Source organism: Emticicia sp. W12TSBA100-4 (assembly GCF_040253585.1).
In the GTDB taxonomy this organism is placed as follows: domain Bacteria; phylum Bacteroidota; class Bacteroidia; order Cytophagales; family Spirosomataceae; genus Emticicia.
In genome coordinates this window covers 130,402-147,714 of record NZ_JBELAU010000005.1, presented here as the reverse complement: position 1 = coordinate 147,714, position 17,313 = coordinate 130,402, and the positions used below count along the sequence as shown (strand labels likewise).

The 17,313-nt window shown below is 35.7% G+C and carries 14 protein-coding genes; 4 read left to right on the top strand and 10 right to left on the bottom strand.

The features are described 5' to 3' along the window. Nucleotides 1-45 precede the first annotated feature (45 nt). The 8 genes from rny to ABR854_RS08070 all read right to left on the bottom strand — a co-directional run bounded on the left by rny (nt 46) and on the right by ABR854_RS08070 (nt 8,083). Nucleotides 46-1,653 (bottom strand): ribonuclease Y, encoded by a 1,608-nt coding sequence (gene rny, locus ABR854_RS08105; RefSeq protein ID WP_064196604.1) that lies wholly within the window; start codon nt 1,651-1,653, stop codon nt 46-48. Between the two features lie 272 nt (nt 1,654-1,925). Further along, the gene (locus ABR854_RS08100; protein ID WP_350264904.1) at nt 1,926-2,222 is read right to left on the bottom strand and encodes a cell division protein ZapA; all 297 of its coding nucleotides are present in this window, start codon (nt 2,220-2,222) and stop codon (nt 1,926-1,928) included. 127 nt (nt 2,223-2,349) lie between these two features. After that, nucleotides 2,350-2,727, bottom strand: coding sequence for a hypothetical protein (locus tag ABR854_RS08095; protein WP_350264903.1), 378 nt, complete (start codon nt 2,725-2,727; stop codon nt 2,350-2,352). A 106-nt stretch (nt 2,728-2,833) separates the two neighbouring features. Next, complete coding sequence (locus tag ABR854_RS08090; protein WP_350264901.1) at nt 2,834-4,009, bottom strand: trans-sulfuration enzyme family protein; 1,176 nt, start codon at nt 4,007-4,009, stop codon at nt 2,834-2,836. Nucleotides 4,010-4,065: 56 nt separating this feature from the next. After that, nucleotides 4,066-4,635, bottom strand: a complete 570-nt coding sequence (locus tag ABR854_RS08085) for a 1-acyl-sn-glycerol-3-phosphate acyltransferase (protein WP_350264899.1) — start codon at nt 4,633-4,635, stop codon at nt 4,066-4,068. A 143-nt stretch (nt 4,636-4,778) separates the two neighbouring features. Continuing rightward, entirely contained in the window at nt 4,779-5,930 is a 1,152-nt protein-coding gene (locus ABR854_RS08080; protein WP_350264898.1) for a site-2 protease family protein, read from the bottom strand. Nucleotides 5,931-5,964: 34 nt separating this feature from the next. Then, nucleotides 5,965-6,585, bottom strand: coding sequence for an HAD family hydrolase (locus tag ABR854_RS08075; protein WP_350264897.1), 621 nt, complete (start codon nt 6,583-6,585; stop codon nt 5,965-5,967). A 151-nt stretch (nt 6,586-6,736) separates the two neighbouring features. After that, complete coding sequence (locus ABR854_RS08070) at nt 6,737-8,083, bottom strand: sigma-54-dependent transcriptional regulator (RefSeq protein WP_350265115.1); 1,347 nt, start codon at nt 8,081-8,083, stop codon at nt 6,737-6,739. A gap of 176 nt (nt 8,084-8,259) precedes the next feature. Here ABR854_RS08070 and ABR854_RS08065 point away from each other — a divergent pair, with 176 nt between their 5' ends. The 4 genes from ABR854_RS08065 (at nt 8,260) to ABR854_RS08050 (ending at nt 14,124) form a co-directional block, all read left to right on the top strand. Beyond that, nucleotides 8,260-9,414: a sugar transferase gene (locus ABR854_RS08065; protein ID WP_350264896.1), complete on the top strand. Its 1,155-nt coding sequence runs from the start codon at nt 8,260-8,262 to the stop codon at nt 9,412-9,414. A 307-nt stretch (nt 9,415-9,721) separates the two neighbouring features. Further along, the gene (locus ABR854_RS08060; protein ID WP_350264895.1) at nt 9,722-10,807 is read left to right on the top strand and encodes an FIST signal transduction protein; all 1,086 of its coding nucleotides are present in this window, start codon (nt 9,722-9,724) and stop codon (nt 10,805-10,807) included. Then, nucleotides 10,808-13,243 (top strand): PAS domain-containing hybrid sensor histidine kinase/response regulator, encoded by a 2,436-nt coding sequence (locus ABR854_RS08055; RefSeq protein ID WP_350264894.1) that lies wholly within the window; start codon nt 10,808-10,810, stop codon nt 13,241-13,243. It begins immediately after the preceding gene. Next, the gene (locus tag ABR854_RS08050) at nt 13,240-14,124 is read left to right on the top strand and encodes a glycosyltransferase family 2 protein (RefSeq protein WP_350264893.1); all 885 of its coding nucleotides are present in this window, start codon (nt 13,240-13,242) and stop codon (nt 14,122-14,124) included. Before ABR854_RS08055 ends, ABR854_RS08050 begins: the two co-directional genes overlap by 4 nt. A 364-nt stretch (nt 14,125-14,488) precedes the next feature. Here the strand turns inward: ABR854_RS08050 and ABR854_RS08045 are convergent, their stop codons facing one another. Beyond that, on the bottom strand, nt 14,489-16,612 hold the full coding sequence (locus tag ABR854_RS08045) for a PAS domain-containing hybrid sensor histidine kinase/response regulator (RefSeq protein WP_350264892.1): 2,124 nt from the start codon (nt 16,610-16,612) through the stop codon (nt 14,489-14,491). Continuing rightward, nucleotides 16,609-17,145, bottom strand: coding sequence for a heme NO-binding domain-containing protein (locus ABR854_RS08040; protein ID WP_350264891.1), 537 nt, complete (start codon nt 17,143-17,145; stop codon nt 16,609-16,611). Before ABR854_RS08040 ends, ABR854_RS08045 begins: the two co-directional genes overlap by 4 nt. Nucleotides 17,146-17,313 lie beyond the last annotated feature (168 nt).

The window sequence follows — 17,313 nt, the reverse complement described above, 5'->3', positions numbered from 1 at the left end:
AAAAGGCGATACATCACTGCACCGCCTTCTGAATTTTAATTCAATTTATTTTGCATAAGCCACGCTTCTCATTTCACGGATAACAGTTACTTTGATTTGGCCTGGGTATTGCATTTCTTTTTCAATTTTCTGCGAGATATCAAATGATAATTTGCTTGCAATCTCATCCGTTACATTTTCAGAGTCAACAATTACTCGTAATTCACGACCTGCTTGAATGGCGTAACACTTCTCTACTCCATTATAACTCAGAGCTAAGGCTTCCAAATCACGGAGACGCTGCACGTATGATTCCATCATTTCACGTCTGGCTCCTGGGCGAGAACCCGAGATAGAGTCACAGATTTGAATGATTGGCGAAATCATAGAAGTCATTTCGATTTCATCGTGGTGAGCACCAATAGCATTGATTACTTCTGGGTGTTCTTTATACTTCTTGGCCAATTCCATTCCCAAGAGTGCGTGTGGCAATTCTTGCTCTTCGTGCCATACTTTACCAATATCGTGTAGTAATCCTGCACGTTTCGCCAACTTTGCATTCAAGCCAAGTTCTGAGGCCATAGTGGCACACATCTTAGCTACTTCACGAGAGTGTTGGAGTAGGTTTTGTCCATAAGATGAACGGAAACGCATTCGACCAATCATTCTAATTAATTCGGGGTGTAAACCGTGTACGCCCAAATCAATTACAGTACGCTCACCAATTTCATTGATTTCGTTTTCGATATCTTTCTTGGTTTTTGCCACAACTTCTTCGATACGAGCAGGGTGAATACGTCCGTCTTGTACCAAACGGTGCAATGACAAACGAGCAATTTCACGACGAACCGGGTCGAAACTCGAAATAACGATTGCTTCTGGCGTATCATCAACGATCACTTCAACTCCTGTTGCGGCTTCTAATGCACGAATATTACGTCCTTCACGGCCAATAACCTTCCCTTTAATTTCGTCACCTTCGATATTGAATACCGAAACGCAGTTTTCGATGGCTTGTTCGGCAGCCGTACGCTGAATCGTTTCGATGATAATCTTCTTAGATTCTTTCGTAGCGGTTAATTTTGCTTCTTCGATTGTTTGCTTAATAAAACCAGAGGCTCGAGTTTCGGCTTCACCTTTGATAGCATCAATCAATTGTTGTTTGGCTTGGTCGGCAGTCAAGTTGGCTATCTTTTCTAAGGCTTCTACTTGTTGTGCCAGCATAAATTCGGCTTCTTCTTGGCGTTTACGAGCTACATCCATCTGCTTCTTGGCGGCTTCGGTTTGTTCGTTAAGCTTTGTTTGAAGAGCTTCAAGTTCTTTTTCTCTACGGATATTTTGTTGTTCTAATTGAGCAGCTTGGTTCTTTGTTTGCAAAGCCGTTTGCTCCATTTGTTTGACACGTTGCTCATTTTGTAAGATGATATTTTTACGTTTATTTGAATCATCTTCAAACTCAGTCTTTAACTTCAAAAAATGCTCTTTTGCTTCCAACATTTTATCTTTTTTGATGTTTTCAGCGGTTTGTTGGGCATTTTTTAGTACTTCGTTGGCTCTTATTTCTGCATCAGCATCTTTGCTTTGGAATGTTTTTTTGAGTAATGCTCGACCCACAAAGAACCCAATTGCCAAAGCAACTAAGTCGGTGAGGAGCATCATTAAAATATTCGACATTTGATAGTTTTGTTAAAGAATTTATAAATAATTAGGGAATAATAAGTTCAGAACTTTTAATTGACATACCTAATTTGGTTAATACCATAAAAAGATACTAAGAAATCACAGGAAGTCAAACAGTAAATGAACTGATTACACATTTAAGCTCGAATAGCTTGAAGGCAAACCGACAGGTAAAAACAAGAAGAAGTATGTGAAAAGCAAATGAAGAATAAATCTGAAACCAGTAGAGGTATTTTCAACTGGTGTTTTTTTATTTTAATTTACTCTCAACCAAGAGAAAGGCGTTGGTCTATATCATCAAGCCTTTGTTTGAGCGATTGTTGCAAAAGTTTATATTTATCTTGGTTTTTCTGAGATTCGACCATACCCTCTATGGCCACAGTCAAATAAAAATCCATAGAATCCATTTCTCCGCCACTGTAGCTTTTACTAAACGTATCAAGTCGTCGGTTAATGACAACGGCTGCTCTTCTAAAATATGGCTCCATTTCGGGATGAACCTTGAGTGTGATAACACGATTCGATACTTTCAACCCAATTTCTATTTTTTCAGCTTCTGCCATTTTACAACCAATCTTAAATTGTCAATTTCAAAAAAAATGATTTTATGTTTTATAAATTAATAGATGTTTTCGTCTAAAGTGTTTATAATCAAATCATTTTTATTATTCATTTTACGACCTCACTTGACTATTCTTCGTTTAATAAAGCAATACACGCATCAATCTCTTGTATTAGTTCAGTGATTGTTTTCTTTATTTCTACGCTGTCTGCTGACTTTTTAGCTTTATTCGCTACAATTTTAACACTTTCTTTTTGAATTTCTTTACTTTTTTCAAGAAATTCTTGTTTTTTTAGTCTCTCATTCAGAATTACTATCTCTTTTTTGTATTCGGAGATACTTTTCTGCAAAGTATTGACTTGCGATTTTAATGCCAAGATTTCTTCTTGAGCCTCTGATTTTTCAGAAAATAAATTATTGACAAGTTTACTGAAGCGAGCAAACACCAAAGCGTTTTCTTCCTTCATTATCACTTCCATATATTTTTGCTCAACGGTCTCACTCATTGTCTCAGATTATATTAGTAGTCCATGGCTAATAGTAGGCAATCCATCATAAATAAAAGTGTTAATTATTAGATTATTATGAGAATTGTCGAATATGTAATGATAACTACTTAGTTAATGATTTTTTTGCTGCTTGCTTAAAATCAGCAATTAAATCTCTGATATCTTCCAATCCGACCGAACAACGGATAAGGCCTTCGGTGATTCCGAGTTTTGCTTTGTCTTCTTTTGGCAATTTAGAGTGTGTTGTGGTATTCGGATTAGTAATAATTGTGCGTGAATCACCTAAATTTGATGAGTTTGAAGCGATTTTTACCAGTTGTGTAAATTTTTTCACTCGCTCAAAACCACCTTCCAGTTCAAATGTTACCATTGCTCCACCAGCCTTCATTTGTTTTTTTGCCAATTCGTATTGCGGGTGAGTTGTTAAATGTGGGTATTTTACATTCGTAATACCTTCCATTTTTTCTAAAGCTTTGGCCAATTTTATTGCGTTTTCGCAGTGACGAGCTATACGGATTTCGAGGGTTTCGAGACTTTTCGATAAAACCCAAGCATTAAATGGTGACATCGAAGGCCCTGTATGACGGCAGAAAAAACGAATTGGAGCAATAAGTTCTTTTGTTCCTGTAATTATTCCACCCAAAACACGGCCTTGGCCATCCATAAATTTGGTGGCAGAGTGTACAATTAAATTTGCACCAAAATCGGTTGGGGTGTGTATAATTGGCGTTGCGAAACAATTGTCAACGTAATAGATTAGATTATGCTTTTTTGCTAAACGGCCTATCATCTCCATATCGACCAGTTCAAGTCCTGGATTTGAAGGGGTTTCGAGATAAACCATCTTCGTGTTCGGTAAAATTGCGGCTTCCCAATCGCTTTCGGGAGCGGTTGCATCAAGATACGTATGACTAATGCCCCATTTTGCTAAGATTTGGGTTAGGATTTGGTGAGCCGAACCAAATAATGCACGAGAGGCTACTACGTGGTCACCCGATTTGAGGTGAGCAGCAAAACCAGCAAAAACAGCCGCCATACCAGTTGCGGTTGCGATGCCTTCTTCACAGTTTTCAAGCATACAAACCTTATCAACAAATTCTTGAACTGACGGATTTGAGAAACGGGTATAGATATTGCCTTCGAGCGTTTCGTCAAAAAGGGCTTTTCCTTGTTCGGCATCTTCAAAACAAAAGCTACTGGTCAAAAACAGGGGAGTTGAGTGTTCTCTGTATTGTGAGCGTTTAGTTTGAATTCTTATAGCTTTGGTTTGTTTTTCCATGGTTATATTCAATCAAATTTCTTTGGTGTTTGGGTAAGATATGACATCAGACCTTTTTATTCATCAAATTTTCCAGCTTTATAATTTTTTATCCAATCTTTATCAACTCCGCCGACTGTTTCAAAGAATGGAATGAAATACTGCTTCATATCAGCTTCAAAATTGCCAGTTGTTAAGAATGGTTCTGCAAAAATAACTGATTTTCGAGGGTAATCAAAGCCCGACATAATAATTGGTACTTTTGCTTGATGAGCCATGTAATAAAAGCCTGTTTTTAGCTTACTTACGTTTTTGCGAGTGCCTTCGGGAGCGATGGCGACTAAGAGGTTTTCGTGCTTCTTAAATGTTTCAGCTACCTGTTGAACAAAATTAGTGCTTTTGCTTCGGTAAACTGGAGTTCCTCCCAATGCCCGAAAAAGCCAGCCAAATGGTGGCTTGAAAAGCTCTGCTTTACCTAAATATTTTATATCTAAATTTATGGTTGGTCGAGTACAAAGACCCACAAAGAAATCTGAGGTTCGGGCGTGCGGTGCAACCACAAAAAGACCTTTTTTCAAGTGGTAAGGTGTATTGATGACTTTCCAACCCAATAGACGAAAAGTAGTTTTGAATATCCAGTTTAGCATAGCATTTGGATTTACGAATGACGATTTACGAATGACGATTTACGAATGACGATTTATATGTAATACTAAACATTACTATCGTGATTTATTCGTCATCGCTACGGCGAACCGTTCGTAAATCGAATAATTCATCATTTCATTAATTATGGTAAATTTTGAATGATAATAAAAGGTTTTGGGCTAAAGCAAATAACAAAAATTATAAGGGCCAACCAACCTAAAATTTTTCTTTCGAGGGTAAGTGGCTGCTTATCATAAGTTTTTGGGTGATAAACGCCTAAAAAACGACCAATCATTAGTCCAAATGCCAAAAAACCTGAATAGCCCTCTACGGTAGGGAAAAAATATGAAACTAATAACTGAATTGCCACTACCGAAAGAGCAATGAGCCAGTTAGTAATAGGGTTATCAGTTATTTTTGAGAAACATAAATAATTGAAAAATATGAATACCGCAAACTTACCAATTAACTCAAAAAACATTTGAGTGTCTTGAGTCGTAAATTCGTGGGCATTGAAAAAGCCTAATCCTGCGTAAAAAACAAACCCTCCAAATAGAATCGGCGAAACGATATTAAAGGCACGATCGCCAATTAGACCGTAAAGTATATGTCCGCCATCAAGTTGTCCGATTGGGAAGAGATTGAGAGCTGTAAAAAATAAAGATAAATATCCCGCAAAAATAATTGGGTAGTTGGTGTAGAGATAAGGATGCGGAAGTTCGCCCGTAGAAACGTATTGTTCAAAGAAATTAAAAAGCAAACTATCGCCCAACTTGATTGAAATATAATCAGGGCTTGTTTCGAGAAATTTTCCGTATTCGTTGCCGTATTGTTTGAAAATTGGGAAAAGCTCAAATACATAATCGAGTGGCGGTAGGTGTGTGAAACCGTACCAAAGCACAAATAAAGCTGCTATAAAACCCGCCAGTGGGCCTGAAATACCAATATCAAAATACTTTACACGAGATTCAAGGCGTTCTTTGATTCTAATAAAGGCACCGAGTGTTCCGAAAGTTGAAGTGATTCCACCTAACCACAATGGAATATAGAAAGGGAGTGTTACTTCAGTTTTATGTTTTCTTGCAGTAAAGTAATGCCCAAATTCATGAATCGTGAGAACACCCAAAAATGGAACTGAATATTTTAATCCTTCAAAAAACTCGTGCCAACCGAGGGTGTTTTCTCCGAAAAAAAAAGGCCTTCCATAAATCCATTCAGCACCTGTAAGTGTGGCAGAAATAAAAGTAATGATAAATAAAAGTATTTGTATTAGGAGTGTACGCTGTTGATTCATTAGTTAGGTTTGTTGTATGCCACAAAGTAACAACTTAAAATATGTTTTTACAATATTCTACGATAGAAGTAGGTGGCTCAACTAAAATTGTTTGCATTCCGATCGCTTTGGCTGATTCGATGTTGTGATGGTTGTCATCAAAGAATATAACTTCGTTGGGTTGGAGTTTATTCGCACGCAATACTTCAAGATAAATTTCGGCATCGGGTTTCCATAAGCCCATTTCGTAAGAAAGATAGAGTTTATCGAATAATAAATCCAAATTATTTATACCATGTGCTTTTTTGAGATAGTTGTTGGAAGCTGTAATGTGGATATTATTGGTATTGCTGAGTAAATATACAGGGTATTTTTGGCGAATATTATGAACTAAATCAATTCTATCGCTTGGAATATCAAGCAGAATTGCGTTCCATGCGGTGTCAACTTCGTGGTCGGAGAGGGGAAATCCAAGGGTTTGGCGGATTACCTCTCTGAACTCTTCATCGGTAAACTGCCCACTTTCATATCTTCTAAAGATTTGGTCTTCGGTAATTTTTTTTTCGATGTAAGCAGGTGACTTTGATGTAAATTTGGCGAATGTCTGATAGATTCTCTGAAACTCGATATTGATAATGACGTTTCCGAAGTCGAAGATTACGGCTTTGAATTTCATACAGATTAAGAAATAGGATTGTTAGTGTTTATGTTTAGTGTCGGATGCTTAAATGAAACGTCACGCTTGAAAGAATATTTTATAGAAATAAAAATAGCAACCAATTTTGGCTGCCAAAGGGCATTCGCAATGATAAGATGGAATTCGTTTTTCAGAGCTCTCCGCTTTTCAACATATTGTAAATTGTTGATTTTCCGATGTCAAGTTTATCGGCTACAAGAAGTACATCATCATCGTATTTATTCAAAAAATGACGGATGATTCGGCGTGTGTATTCTCGTAAAGTTACTTCTTCGAGTAAAAATGCCCCTTCGGGTTTAATAGAGTTGAATGTAATATCTTCTGAAGCAATCAAATCATCGGATGCCATCACGCAAGCCAGCTCAATAATTGCTTTCAATTCACGGACATTTCCAGGAAACGGATAACTCATGAGTTTCTGTGATGCTTCATTGGTCAGACCCAATTTTGGAAGTCGGTTTTTCTTACAATAATCTTCAATAAAGAATTTTGACAGTAAAATAATATCATTTCCTCGTTCACGGAGTGGAGGGAGGGCTACATTCAGACCAAGCAAACGATAATATAAATCTTCACGAAAATTACCTCTTTGAACCTCTTCTGCAAGGTTTCGGTGGGTTGCTACAATAATTCTGCAATCAATTTTTACAACTTGATTGCCTCCAATTCTTGTTATTTCTTGCTCCTGAAGTACTCGTAAGATTTTCGCTTGCATGGTTAGTTCCATTTCTCCAATTTCATCCAAAAATAATGTTCCGCCAGTTGCTTCTTCAAATTTTCCGATTCGGCGGTTCATCGCTCCTGTGAAAGCTCCTTTTTCGTGTCCAAATAATTCACTTTCTACTAAATCTTTCGGAATTGCAGCCATATTTACAGCTACAAATGGTTTTTTGTTTCGAACCGAATTATGGTGAATCGCTTTAGCCACGAGTTCTTTCCCTGTACCAGTTTCGCCATAAATCGAAACATTGATATTGCTTTTTGATGCTTTTTCCATCAAATTAAAAACCCTTTGCAGAGCCGGACTATTACCTTTGATGGCTTTATCAAATTCATATTTCTCACGAACTTCTTCCCGTAATTGAGAAATTTCTTCTCGTAATTGTTGGGTTTCTTTGACTTTTAGAATTGCATTCCACAAACGCTCTTTTGTGTTTTCATCTTTTACTATGTAGTCATAAGCTCCATTTTTGAGTAATTGGACAGCCGTCGAAATATCTTCCTGCCCCGAAATAATAATTACTGGAATATCTGCATATTCTTTCTGGATACGCTTCAAGACCGTTTCGCCGTCCATATCTGGCAAAGAATAATCGAGCGTAATAGCAATTGGCCTTCTGTAGAGGTTATCCAAAAAACTTTTACCCGTTTCAAACCTTTCAACGGTGTAGTCAGGGTTTAGAGTTAGATGATATTCGAGCATTGCCCCATAAAAAGCATCATCTTCTACGATAAAAATAGTCTGAGTATTTTCCATAATTATACGAATCCAAATTTTACTCAATTTCCATAAAATATTATTCATTTCCAAATTATGGAAGTTATGAGAAATAGTTGATTTGGTAAGTTATTGATAGTAAGTGTTTTATGTTTATTGCTAAAGTTGGCAAAGGAATTGAATGATAATATTCAGCCTTAACAAATATAAAGTCAATGAAAAAACGACTCCTAATAATCGATGATAACAAAATGCTTTTGAGTTTAATGAAGCACTGTTACGGTGAAATGTTTGAACTCTATTTATGTCAAAGCATCAAGGCAGCTAAAGCTCTACTAAAAAATGGCTTGTTTCCAGATGCTATCGTGACAGATCTGAATTTACCAGATGAAGATGGAAAAGGATTTATAAGCTATTTGAAAACGAACCCGCTTTATATAAACATCCCCTTAATCATTTTAACGGGAGAAGGCAGAAGTCAATACCGTATTGAATGTCTTAGATTGGGGGCTGATGACTATGTGGTGAAGCCTTTTCATCCAGAAGAGCTGCAACTACGTATAAAAAAACAGTTAAAATATATACCAGCTTCTGCGGCTTCATTTAGTTTGAATTTTGAAGGAAACCGTAGGAATAATTCTGATAATGGAAATTTCTTAACACCAAAATCTTCTTTTCGCAAACGTGCTTTCGATATTTTCGTAGCGGGTTCAGCTTTACTTATACTTTCTCCAATTTTACTGATAGTTGCTATTTTAATTAAGTTAGATTCTAAAGGCCCCGTATTTTTCTTATCGAAGAGAATCGGGGCTGGTTACAAAGTTTTTGAGTTGTACAAATTTCGCACAATGCGAACGGGTGCCGAAAAAGAAATCAAGGAGATGGCACACCTAAATATGTATGAAACTGAATTTAAAATAGAAAATACTGAAATCGACGGAGATTTGATTGATGATTCGGGCTGGAAAAATGAGAAAAAGTTTTTAGATGCACTAAATCAAAAATCAGCTTTTTTGAAGTTTAGGAATGATCCAAGAATTACCAAATTGGGAGCTTTCTTGAGAAATACAAGTATTGATGAAATCCCACAATTAATCAATGTCATTAGAGGAGACATGTCGTTGGTTGGTAATCGACCACTTCCAATATATGAGGCCGAAAAACTGACCAAAGATGAGTCAGTAGCCAGATTTTTAGCCCCTGCAGGTCTAACAGGACTCTGGCAAGTAACCAAACGAGGTAAGGGTGATTTATCGGCTAAAGAACGTCAGGATTTAGATAATATTTATGCTCACAATCATGATTGGAAATTTGATTTGACACTCATAGCCAGAACTGTCCCAGCTTTATTTCAATCGGAGAAAATGTGATACATCCAGAATTGATATTTGTTTAAAGTAGGTCGTTAGATAAAAAATAAAGTATGAGTATTTTGAACCAGTAGCCCACAGTTAAAAAGAAACTATTTAAGAATTAGAGAGGGGAATTGGTAGAATGAAGTGTTTGATTCATTCAAATATGGAGCTACACATTTCGGTTTATATAAGGTTATGTTCCAAAAAATAGATAAAATTCCAAATTTTGGACATTTTTTTTGTAAATAGTCTTGATAATCAATAGTTTATCTTTATGGTATGGTTTCTGAGTAATAATAACTACATGTGAACCCCTCAAAAAATGTATTTTAAAAATATAAATGAAATAACTCAGGGTACGATTGATGATTTTAAACTGAGTAAAAATTTTTTACTAATTTTTGTTGCTGAAAAATCGGCATCTGAACTTGGGAGTTTGATTGACCTCTTCGATAAAAATGCTTTGAAGTTTTTTGGTGGAGTTTATCCCACAATTATTCATGACATAAACAATTATCATGATGGAATTTTGATACTTGAACTGCCTCTTGTACAAGAGGTTATTAAGTTTTCGATGAAAGATGAATCTACTTTCAAAGAAATCAAAAATCTTGAAGCTGTCAATACAGCAATTTTGTTGATTGACGCTATGGTCTCAGCTACCGATTTATTGCTTAAAAAAGTGTATGGTTTGCTCAATAATCAAATAAATATTGTTGGAGGTGGAGCAGGATTTATGAGTTTCGAGCAGCAACCGTGTATTTTTACTCAAGAAGGAATGTTTGAAGATGGTGCAATTTTAGCACTCATGAATAATAAAAGTAAAATTGGTGTAAAACATGGTTGGGAAGTGTTTGCGGGGCCATTTATTGCTACTTCGACCGAAAAAAATATTGTAAAGGAACTTAATTGGCGACCAGCTTTTGAGGTTTACAAAGAGGTGATTGAGGCAAATTCTACAAACGAATTTACCGAAAATAATTTCATTGACATTGCTAAAATTTTTCCATTTGGAATCTATAAAGAAGGAGCTGAATTTGTCGTACGTGACCCTATTGCTATTAATGAAGATGGAGAGATTGTTTGTATTTCGGAAGTTCCCGAAAACTCAACCTTACAAATTTTAACTGGTGACCCCGAAAAATTGATTCATGCGGCACGTGATGTCGCTAATCAGACTTATAATGAAGATAGTGCAGCTGACTGTTTGATGGTTTTTGACTGTATTACCCGTGTAATGTATCTCGATAAACAATTTGAGGATGAACTAAAAGCTATGCGAGATGTCTATCAGAAAAAACAATGTAAAATAAGAGGGGTTTCAACCTTGGGAGAGATTGCGTCTTCGGGTATGGGATTTGTAGATTTCTACAATAAAACAATTGTAGCAAGTAGCCTTTACAGATAGATGGAAGCAGGAAAAAAAATAGATATTGCCCGTGAGATTTCACTTTTATACGAATTATCACTTTCGATTGGTAATTCGCTCGATTTAAAAAAAAATTGTGCTGACTTTCTAAACGTATGGATGCGTCAGAAAAATATTGATTTTGGTTCTATTTGGCTGAAAAACAGCATTTTAAATTTGCCAAATTCTGAAAATTTTACTTTAATCTATGCCAATCCTGAGTTTAGTACAGACAAAAAGGAGATTACACTTAACCACTATTTTATGAGTCATCTCGAAGGGAATGGCGGCGTATGCATCAAAAGTGGTACGCCCCATTTTCAAGAGATAATTACCGAAAAAAACATTACTGACGGTTGCTATTGGATTTTACCTTTACCACAGTTGGGCTTTATAAAATTTTATTTTAGCCCTAAAAATCTCTCTCAAGTTGCTTTTGACCCAAGTGAAGTAAAAAAGGCAAGCAAAGTAATACGTAAATTTGGTGTTACTTTGCAATCTTGCCTTCTGCACAATCGTGTGATCGGATACCAAGAAGAACTCAAAAAACTTGCTGTCGTAGCAGAAAAAACCGATAACGCTATCGTAATTTCTGATAGTGAAGGTCGAATTGAATGGGTAAATGAAGGTTTTAGTCGTATTTCTGGGTATCTTTTAGATGAAGTAAAAGGCCGTAAACCTGGTGAGGTTTTGCAAGGTAGCGAAACAAGTCTCGAAACTAAAAAATTTATAGGTGAGCAGCTTCGCCAGAGAAGTAGTTTCAGAACTGAAATATTGAACTATTCTAAGACAGGACAAAAGTATTGGGTCGAACTTTCTATTCAAGCAATTTATGATAATGAAGGTAAGCTTACAAATTTTATTGCCGTAGAATCAGATATTACCGAACGCAAGAATTACGAATCAGAACTCCGTCAGGCCAAAGAAAAAGCTGAAGAAGCCAGCCGAATTAAGCAAGAATTTATGGCTGTTGTGAGCCATGAGATTCGTACACCACTCAATGCCATCATGGGCATGACAAACTTAATTCAGAAAACAAGTCTCAGCCCATTACAATCAGATTATATCAATACAGTACAGATTTCGACCGATAATTTACAGGGAATCATTAACTCGATTTTAGATTTTTCTAAGATAGAGGCAGGAAAAATGACTTTGCAGAAGATTCCTTTTAATCCTAAAAAAATCCTACAAAATATTATTAATAGTAACGAGTTTAAAGCCGAACAAAAAGGTATCGGATTGTTTATGAAGTTCGATGAAAAACTCAATGTTACACTTCTCGGCGACTCAATTCGACTCTCCCAAGTATTATTAAATTTAGTAAGTAATGCTATCAAATTTACTGATACAGGAAGAATTAGTTTAGAGGCAAGAGTCGTAACAAAAATGAATAATGCTTTGGTGGTAGAGTTTGTTGTGTCTGATACTGGAAAAGGGATTTCTCCCGAAAATCACAAGTTAATTTTTGAAAGTTTTACGCAAGAAGACTCAAGTATTAGCAGAAAATATGGTGGAACTGGCTTGGGGCTGAGTATATCTAAGCAGTTAGTTGAACTAATGGGTGGAGATTTACGAGTAAAAAGTGAATTGGGTGAAGGTGCAACATTTTCATTTGTTGTTGGTTTTCCGATTAGTCAAGCTCCAATTGAAGAAACTAAGCAAAATAATATTTCGAGTAATGTACTAATTGGGAAAAAGATTTTATTGGTCGAAGATAATGCCATGAATCAATTTTTTGCCCAAAAATTACTCGAAGGTTGGGGAATAAAAGTAGAAATAGCCAAAAATGGTTTAGAAGGTGTCGAGAAGTTCAGAGCAAAATACTACGATGGCATTTTGATGGATATTCAAATGCCTGAAATGGATGGTTTTCAGGCAACAAAAATAATTAGAAGCGAAAATACGCATATTCCAATTATTGCACTTACAGCTTTAATAGTGGATGAAGAAATTGACCACTTTAGTGCTGTTGGTATGAACGATTACATAGGTAAGCCGTTTGTAGCCGATGAATTGATGCAGAAGTTGATAAAATATATCACCGTTCCTCAAAAATACTCACTTTTATCGACAAAGGTTAAGGTTGAAGAGTCAGAAAAACTTTATAACAATCAGCTTTTGAGCCAAATGATGAAAGGAAATACGGTGCAGATTCGTCAGATGGAAAAACTGTTTGTGCAGCAGTCACAAGATACTTTACGCCAGTTTGCTGAATATTATACACAACAAAACTACTCGCAAATTGGGCATTTGGCTCATAAAATCAAAGCTTCAATAGATATGTTGCAGATTTTGCCACTTAAACAGCCAATCAGACAACTGGAAGCACTCGGAAAACAAGAAAAAGATTCGGCCGAAATGGTAAATTTGATAAAACTTACAACTGATATTCTACAAAGAGTTTGTGAGGAAATCCAACAATCACATCAATGACACAGCCACTTGTTTCTATCATTACGATTAATAATAGACAAGCAGAAGTAACTTGTGAACTTCTTGCATCGCTCAAACAAATTTCATACAAAAATATTGAAGTTTGGGTAGTTGATAATCATTCTGATGGTACACTAAAAACAAGAATAAGGCAATCATTTCCACATGTACATATCATCGAAACCAAAGCTAATTTAGGTTTTGCTGGTGGAAATAATCTCGCTATTACCCAAGCTAATGGTGAGTTTTTGATGTTTTTGAATAATAATACCGAGGTGCATACAGACTTTCTCGAACCCTTAGTTGAGGTAATGCAAACCAATCAAAAAATTGGCATTTGTGCCTCAAAATTACGTTGTTTTCATCAACCAGATACTATTCTTTACGCAGGGGCTTCTGATTTACATGCATATAAAATTCAAAGTTCTACCATTGGTTATGGGAAAAAAGATAATGGACAGTATGATACTCCTACGCAAACAGCCTTAGCTAATGCAGCAGCAATGATGGTGCGGCGTTCGGTTATCAGAGAAGTTGGCCTCATGCCTGAGGAGTTTTTTTTGTATTACGAAGAAATAGACTGGTGTTTGAAAATTAGAGAGGCGGGTTTTCAGATTTATTTCGTACCACAATCTTTAGTTTTGCATAAAGAGTTAACGAGTATTGACAGAAAAAGTGCGATTCAGATATATTATATAACCCGAAATCGTATTTTATTGGTTCGTAAATGGCGTAAAGGATTTGGAAAGTGGCTATCGCTTTCTTATCTCGGTGTGATTGCTCTCGGAGATTTAACTAAGTTTTTGATCCAAAGAAAATTCTTGTTTTTGAGTATGTATTGGGATGCCCTATTTTGGAATTTGAAAGGTAATTTAAAATGAGAAATCCAAAAAAAAAATAAAATTCCAATTAATGGAATTTTAAGAAAATTGGCACAATTGTAAGTGCTTGATAATTAGTGTTTTATGTGTTTTGTTTTGAATTGGCCTGACTATTGAAGTATTACAATTAAAAGTAAATCATTAATAATTCAATGAAAAAGTAATTTTATTTATCACTTCGGATTTCTCAATTTATCGTTTCTTATTGATTGAAAAATGATGCAATGAAATGAAAGAGCAAAAAAAGAAATGATTTTCTCTGGAAGGATAAATAGATATATTAAAATAAGGCTGGAAATAGGAGTAAAGTAAATATTTATACGAAATATATTTTAAAAAACGCCCGAACTTTTGGGCGTTTTTTTTATTGTAATTCATCAAACTCTTTCTCTACTAAGCTGATTTTTCTATTAAAGATATTTTCAATTTCATCAAATGTTAGTCTCATTGTTTCATAATCTTCCTTGTTTTTAGCCATTTTTTCTAACATTAGAAGGTTTTGAGTGATTTCTGGCAGACCAACCATAGTGAATGATGGTTTGAGTTGATGTGCCAATTTACTAATTTCATCTACTTTTTGTTCTTCAATCAAAGGCTTTAATAATGCAAATTGTTCAGGAACGGTTTCTAAGAAAAGCCCAAACATATCGGCTGCATATTTTCTATCATGTCCATACACCTTTTCTAAATAATCGCTTTGAAGTGTTTCTTTTTCTTCTATTGTAACCGAATTAGATAAAGTTGCTCCTTCTTCTTGCATTAATACCTGTCGATTCGAATTTAACGTAAGTTTTTTTTCCAAAACTTTTCGAAGTTGATCGGGGGTAAATGGTTTAGTTAGGTAAGAATTCATGCCAATTTCGAAAGCATAATCAATTTCATCGCTTATCGCCGAAGCCGTTAGTGCAACAATAGGTATATGCTGATTGGCGTTTCCTTCAAGCTTTCGGACTTCAATAGTTGTTTCGTATCCATCCATTTCGGGCATTCTGATATCCATCAAAATTATATCAAAATTTTCTTTTTTTACTAAATCTAATGCCTCAACCCCATGATTGGCAATTTTATACGACATTTTCCATTTTAATAGTAAACCTTCAACGTATTTTTGATTGATGTGATTATCTTCAACAACCAAGACATGGTAGTTTTTCCAATCTTCCGAAACAGCTTCTGAAAATGATTGTAATTTTTTTGATTGCTGTTTACTATCTTTTAATGGAAGCGTGAATGTGAAAGTTGTTCCTTGATCAAGTGTACTTTCTGCTGAAATTTCTCCTCCATGAAGGTTGACTAATTGCTTTACAATTGCCAAGCCAAGGCCAGTTCCACCATATTTTACTTTTACGTCTTGGTCAGCTTGTTTGAAGCTATCGAAAATCCTACCCAAACTTTGTGGGCTTATACCGATTCCAGTATCAAAAACTTTTATCTCGGTCATTAGAAAATCGCCCAACCTACATAGAAGTGATACTTGCACACCGATTTTTCCTTTCTCTGTAAACTTCACAGCATTGCTCAAGAGATTCATTAGAATCTGAGTCAGAAACGTTGAATCTCCAATTACGTCGTTTTCGATTTCATCATCAAAATCCAGAACTAATTTTACATCTCTTCCTTGTAAACGTAGTCTGAAAGTTTGTAATGTGCTGTTTATGAGGTCTTTAAGGCTAAAAATTTGCTCGGAGATTTTCATTTCTCCTGCTTCAATCTTTGAGATATCCAATACATCAGAAACTAAGTTGAGCAATAAATCAGCCGAGTAATTAATAGCACTCAAATATTCAACTTGTTTTTTGTTAGGGTTTGTATCATAGAGTAAATGGGTCATACCAATAATGGCATTAATTGGCGTACGAATTTCATGGCTCATATTTGCCAAAAAACGCTTTTCGGCACTACGGGCATCTTCTGCTACTTTTCTGGCCTCTTCGAGGGCTTCTTGCGTCCGTTTGCGTTCGGTAATATCAAGGTGAATGCCAACAGAACCAGTAACTCTCCCATTACTTTCAATAATTGGGGCTCCACTCACAATTACCCAAATAACTTCCCCATTTTTCTTTTTTAAAGGTACTTCATAAACGCCCGTTTCACCATCTAAGCGATTGGCATTTTGTTCGGCAATTAGTCTCCTGAAATCTTCATCAGGAAGTAAAAATTCGGCAGCTTTTTTACCAATTAATTCATGCTCTTCATACCCAGTCAAGTCGCAAAAACGTTTGTAGGCTCTTTTAATTATATCTTGATTATCGACTTCTATTAGGCCTAAATCCATGTTTTCAAGAATCCCACGGTATTTTTCTTCACTGTACTGAAGAGCTTCCGTTCGTTCTTCTACTTGTCTTTCAAGCGATTCATTAAGCTTTTTTAGATTTTCATTGGCCTGATATAAATCCAATGCTTTGGCTTCCAACAACTTTTCTGCTTGTTGTCTGGCTTTTTTTTCACGCTCAATTTTACGTTTCAGTACCTCAACTTCGTCACTCATATTTTACTAATGATAAATTTGACCAAAGAACCATCTTCATTCATATTTTTCTTTTCTACCGTGGCTGCTTCTTGGAAGTATTCAATTGCTGCTTCGATGAGTCCATCTGCTAAATCTGCCATTTTGCGGTCTGACTGATAGAGCATTTCAAGAGTATCGTCAGTTCGTAGGGTATCAAATTTTGGAAGTTCAGCATCTGGGTAGAGTTTTTGAACCTCAACATGAATATAACGGTCGATTTGTTCAAAAAAATCAAAAACATTATCAATATTCTTAAAGAAGTGAGAATAGCTCGTGGTGAATACCCTAAACAAGTGTTTGCCATAAGTTTTTAATAATAGATCAACCGGAATTTCAGTACGTTTGCTGAGCCCGATCACCAATTGCACCATTTCGGTGTGGTCATAAGTTCCTACTGCTGTGTAGATGCCGCCAGATGGTAAATTAGCAGATTCTATGATGTCGTCCATCATATCAAAACCAAACTTAGATTCTACCATTTCGATAAATTCAGTGAATACAATTCCTTTCATGTGCTTAGGGTTTAGAAAAACGGTTGCCTGTAAAATTAAGCAAAAACCGTGCGAAATCGTTTCAAAAAAGTATGTTTTTTTAAGAAAATATTGTGATTTATTTGTAGAAATAAACTGAATTATCTTTTATGTAGAAGTAAAGTTGTTATGTTGATCAAAAAACTCATT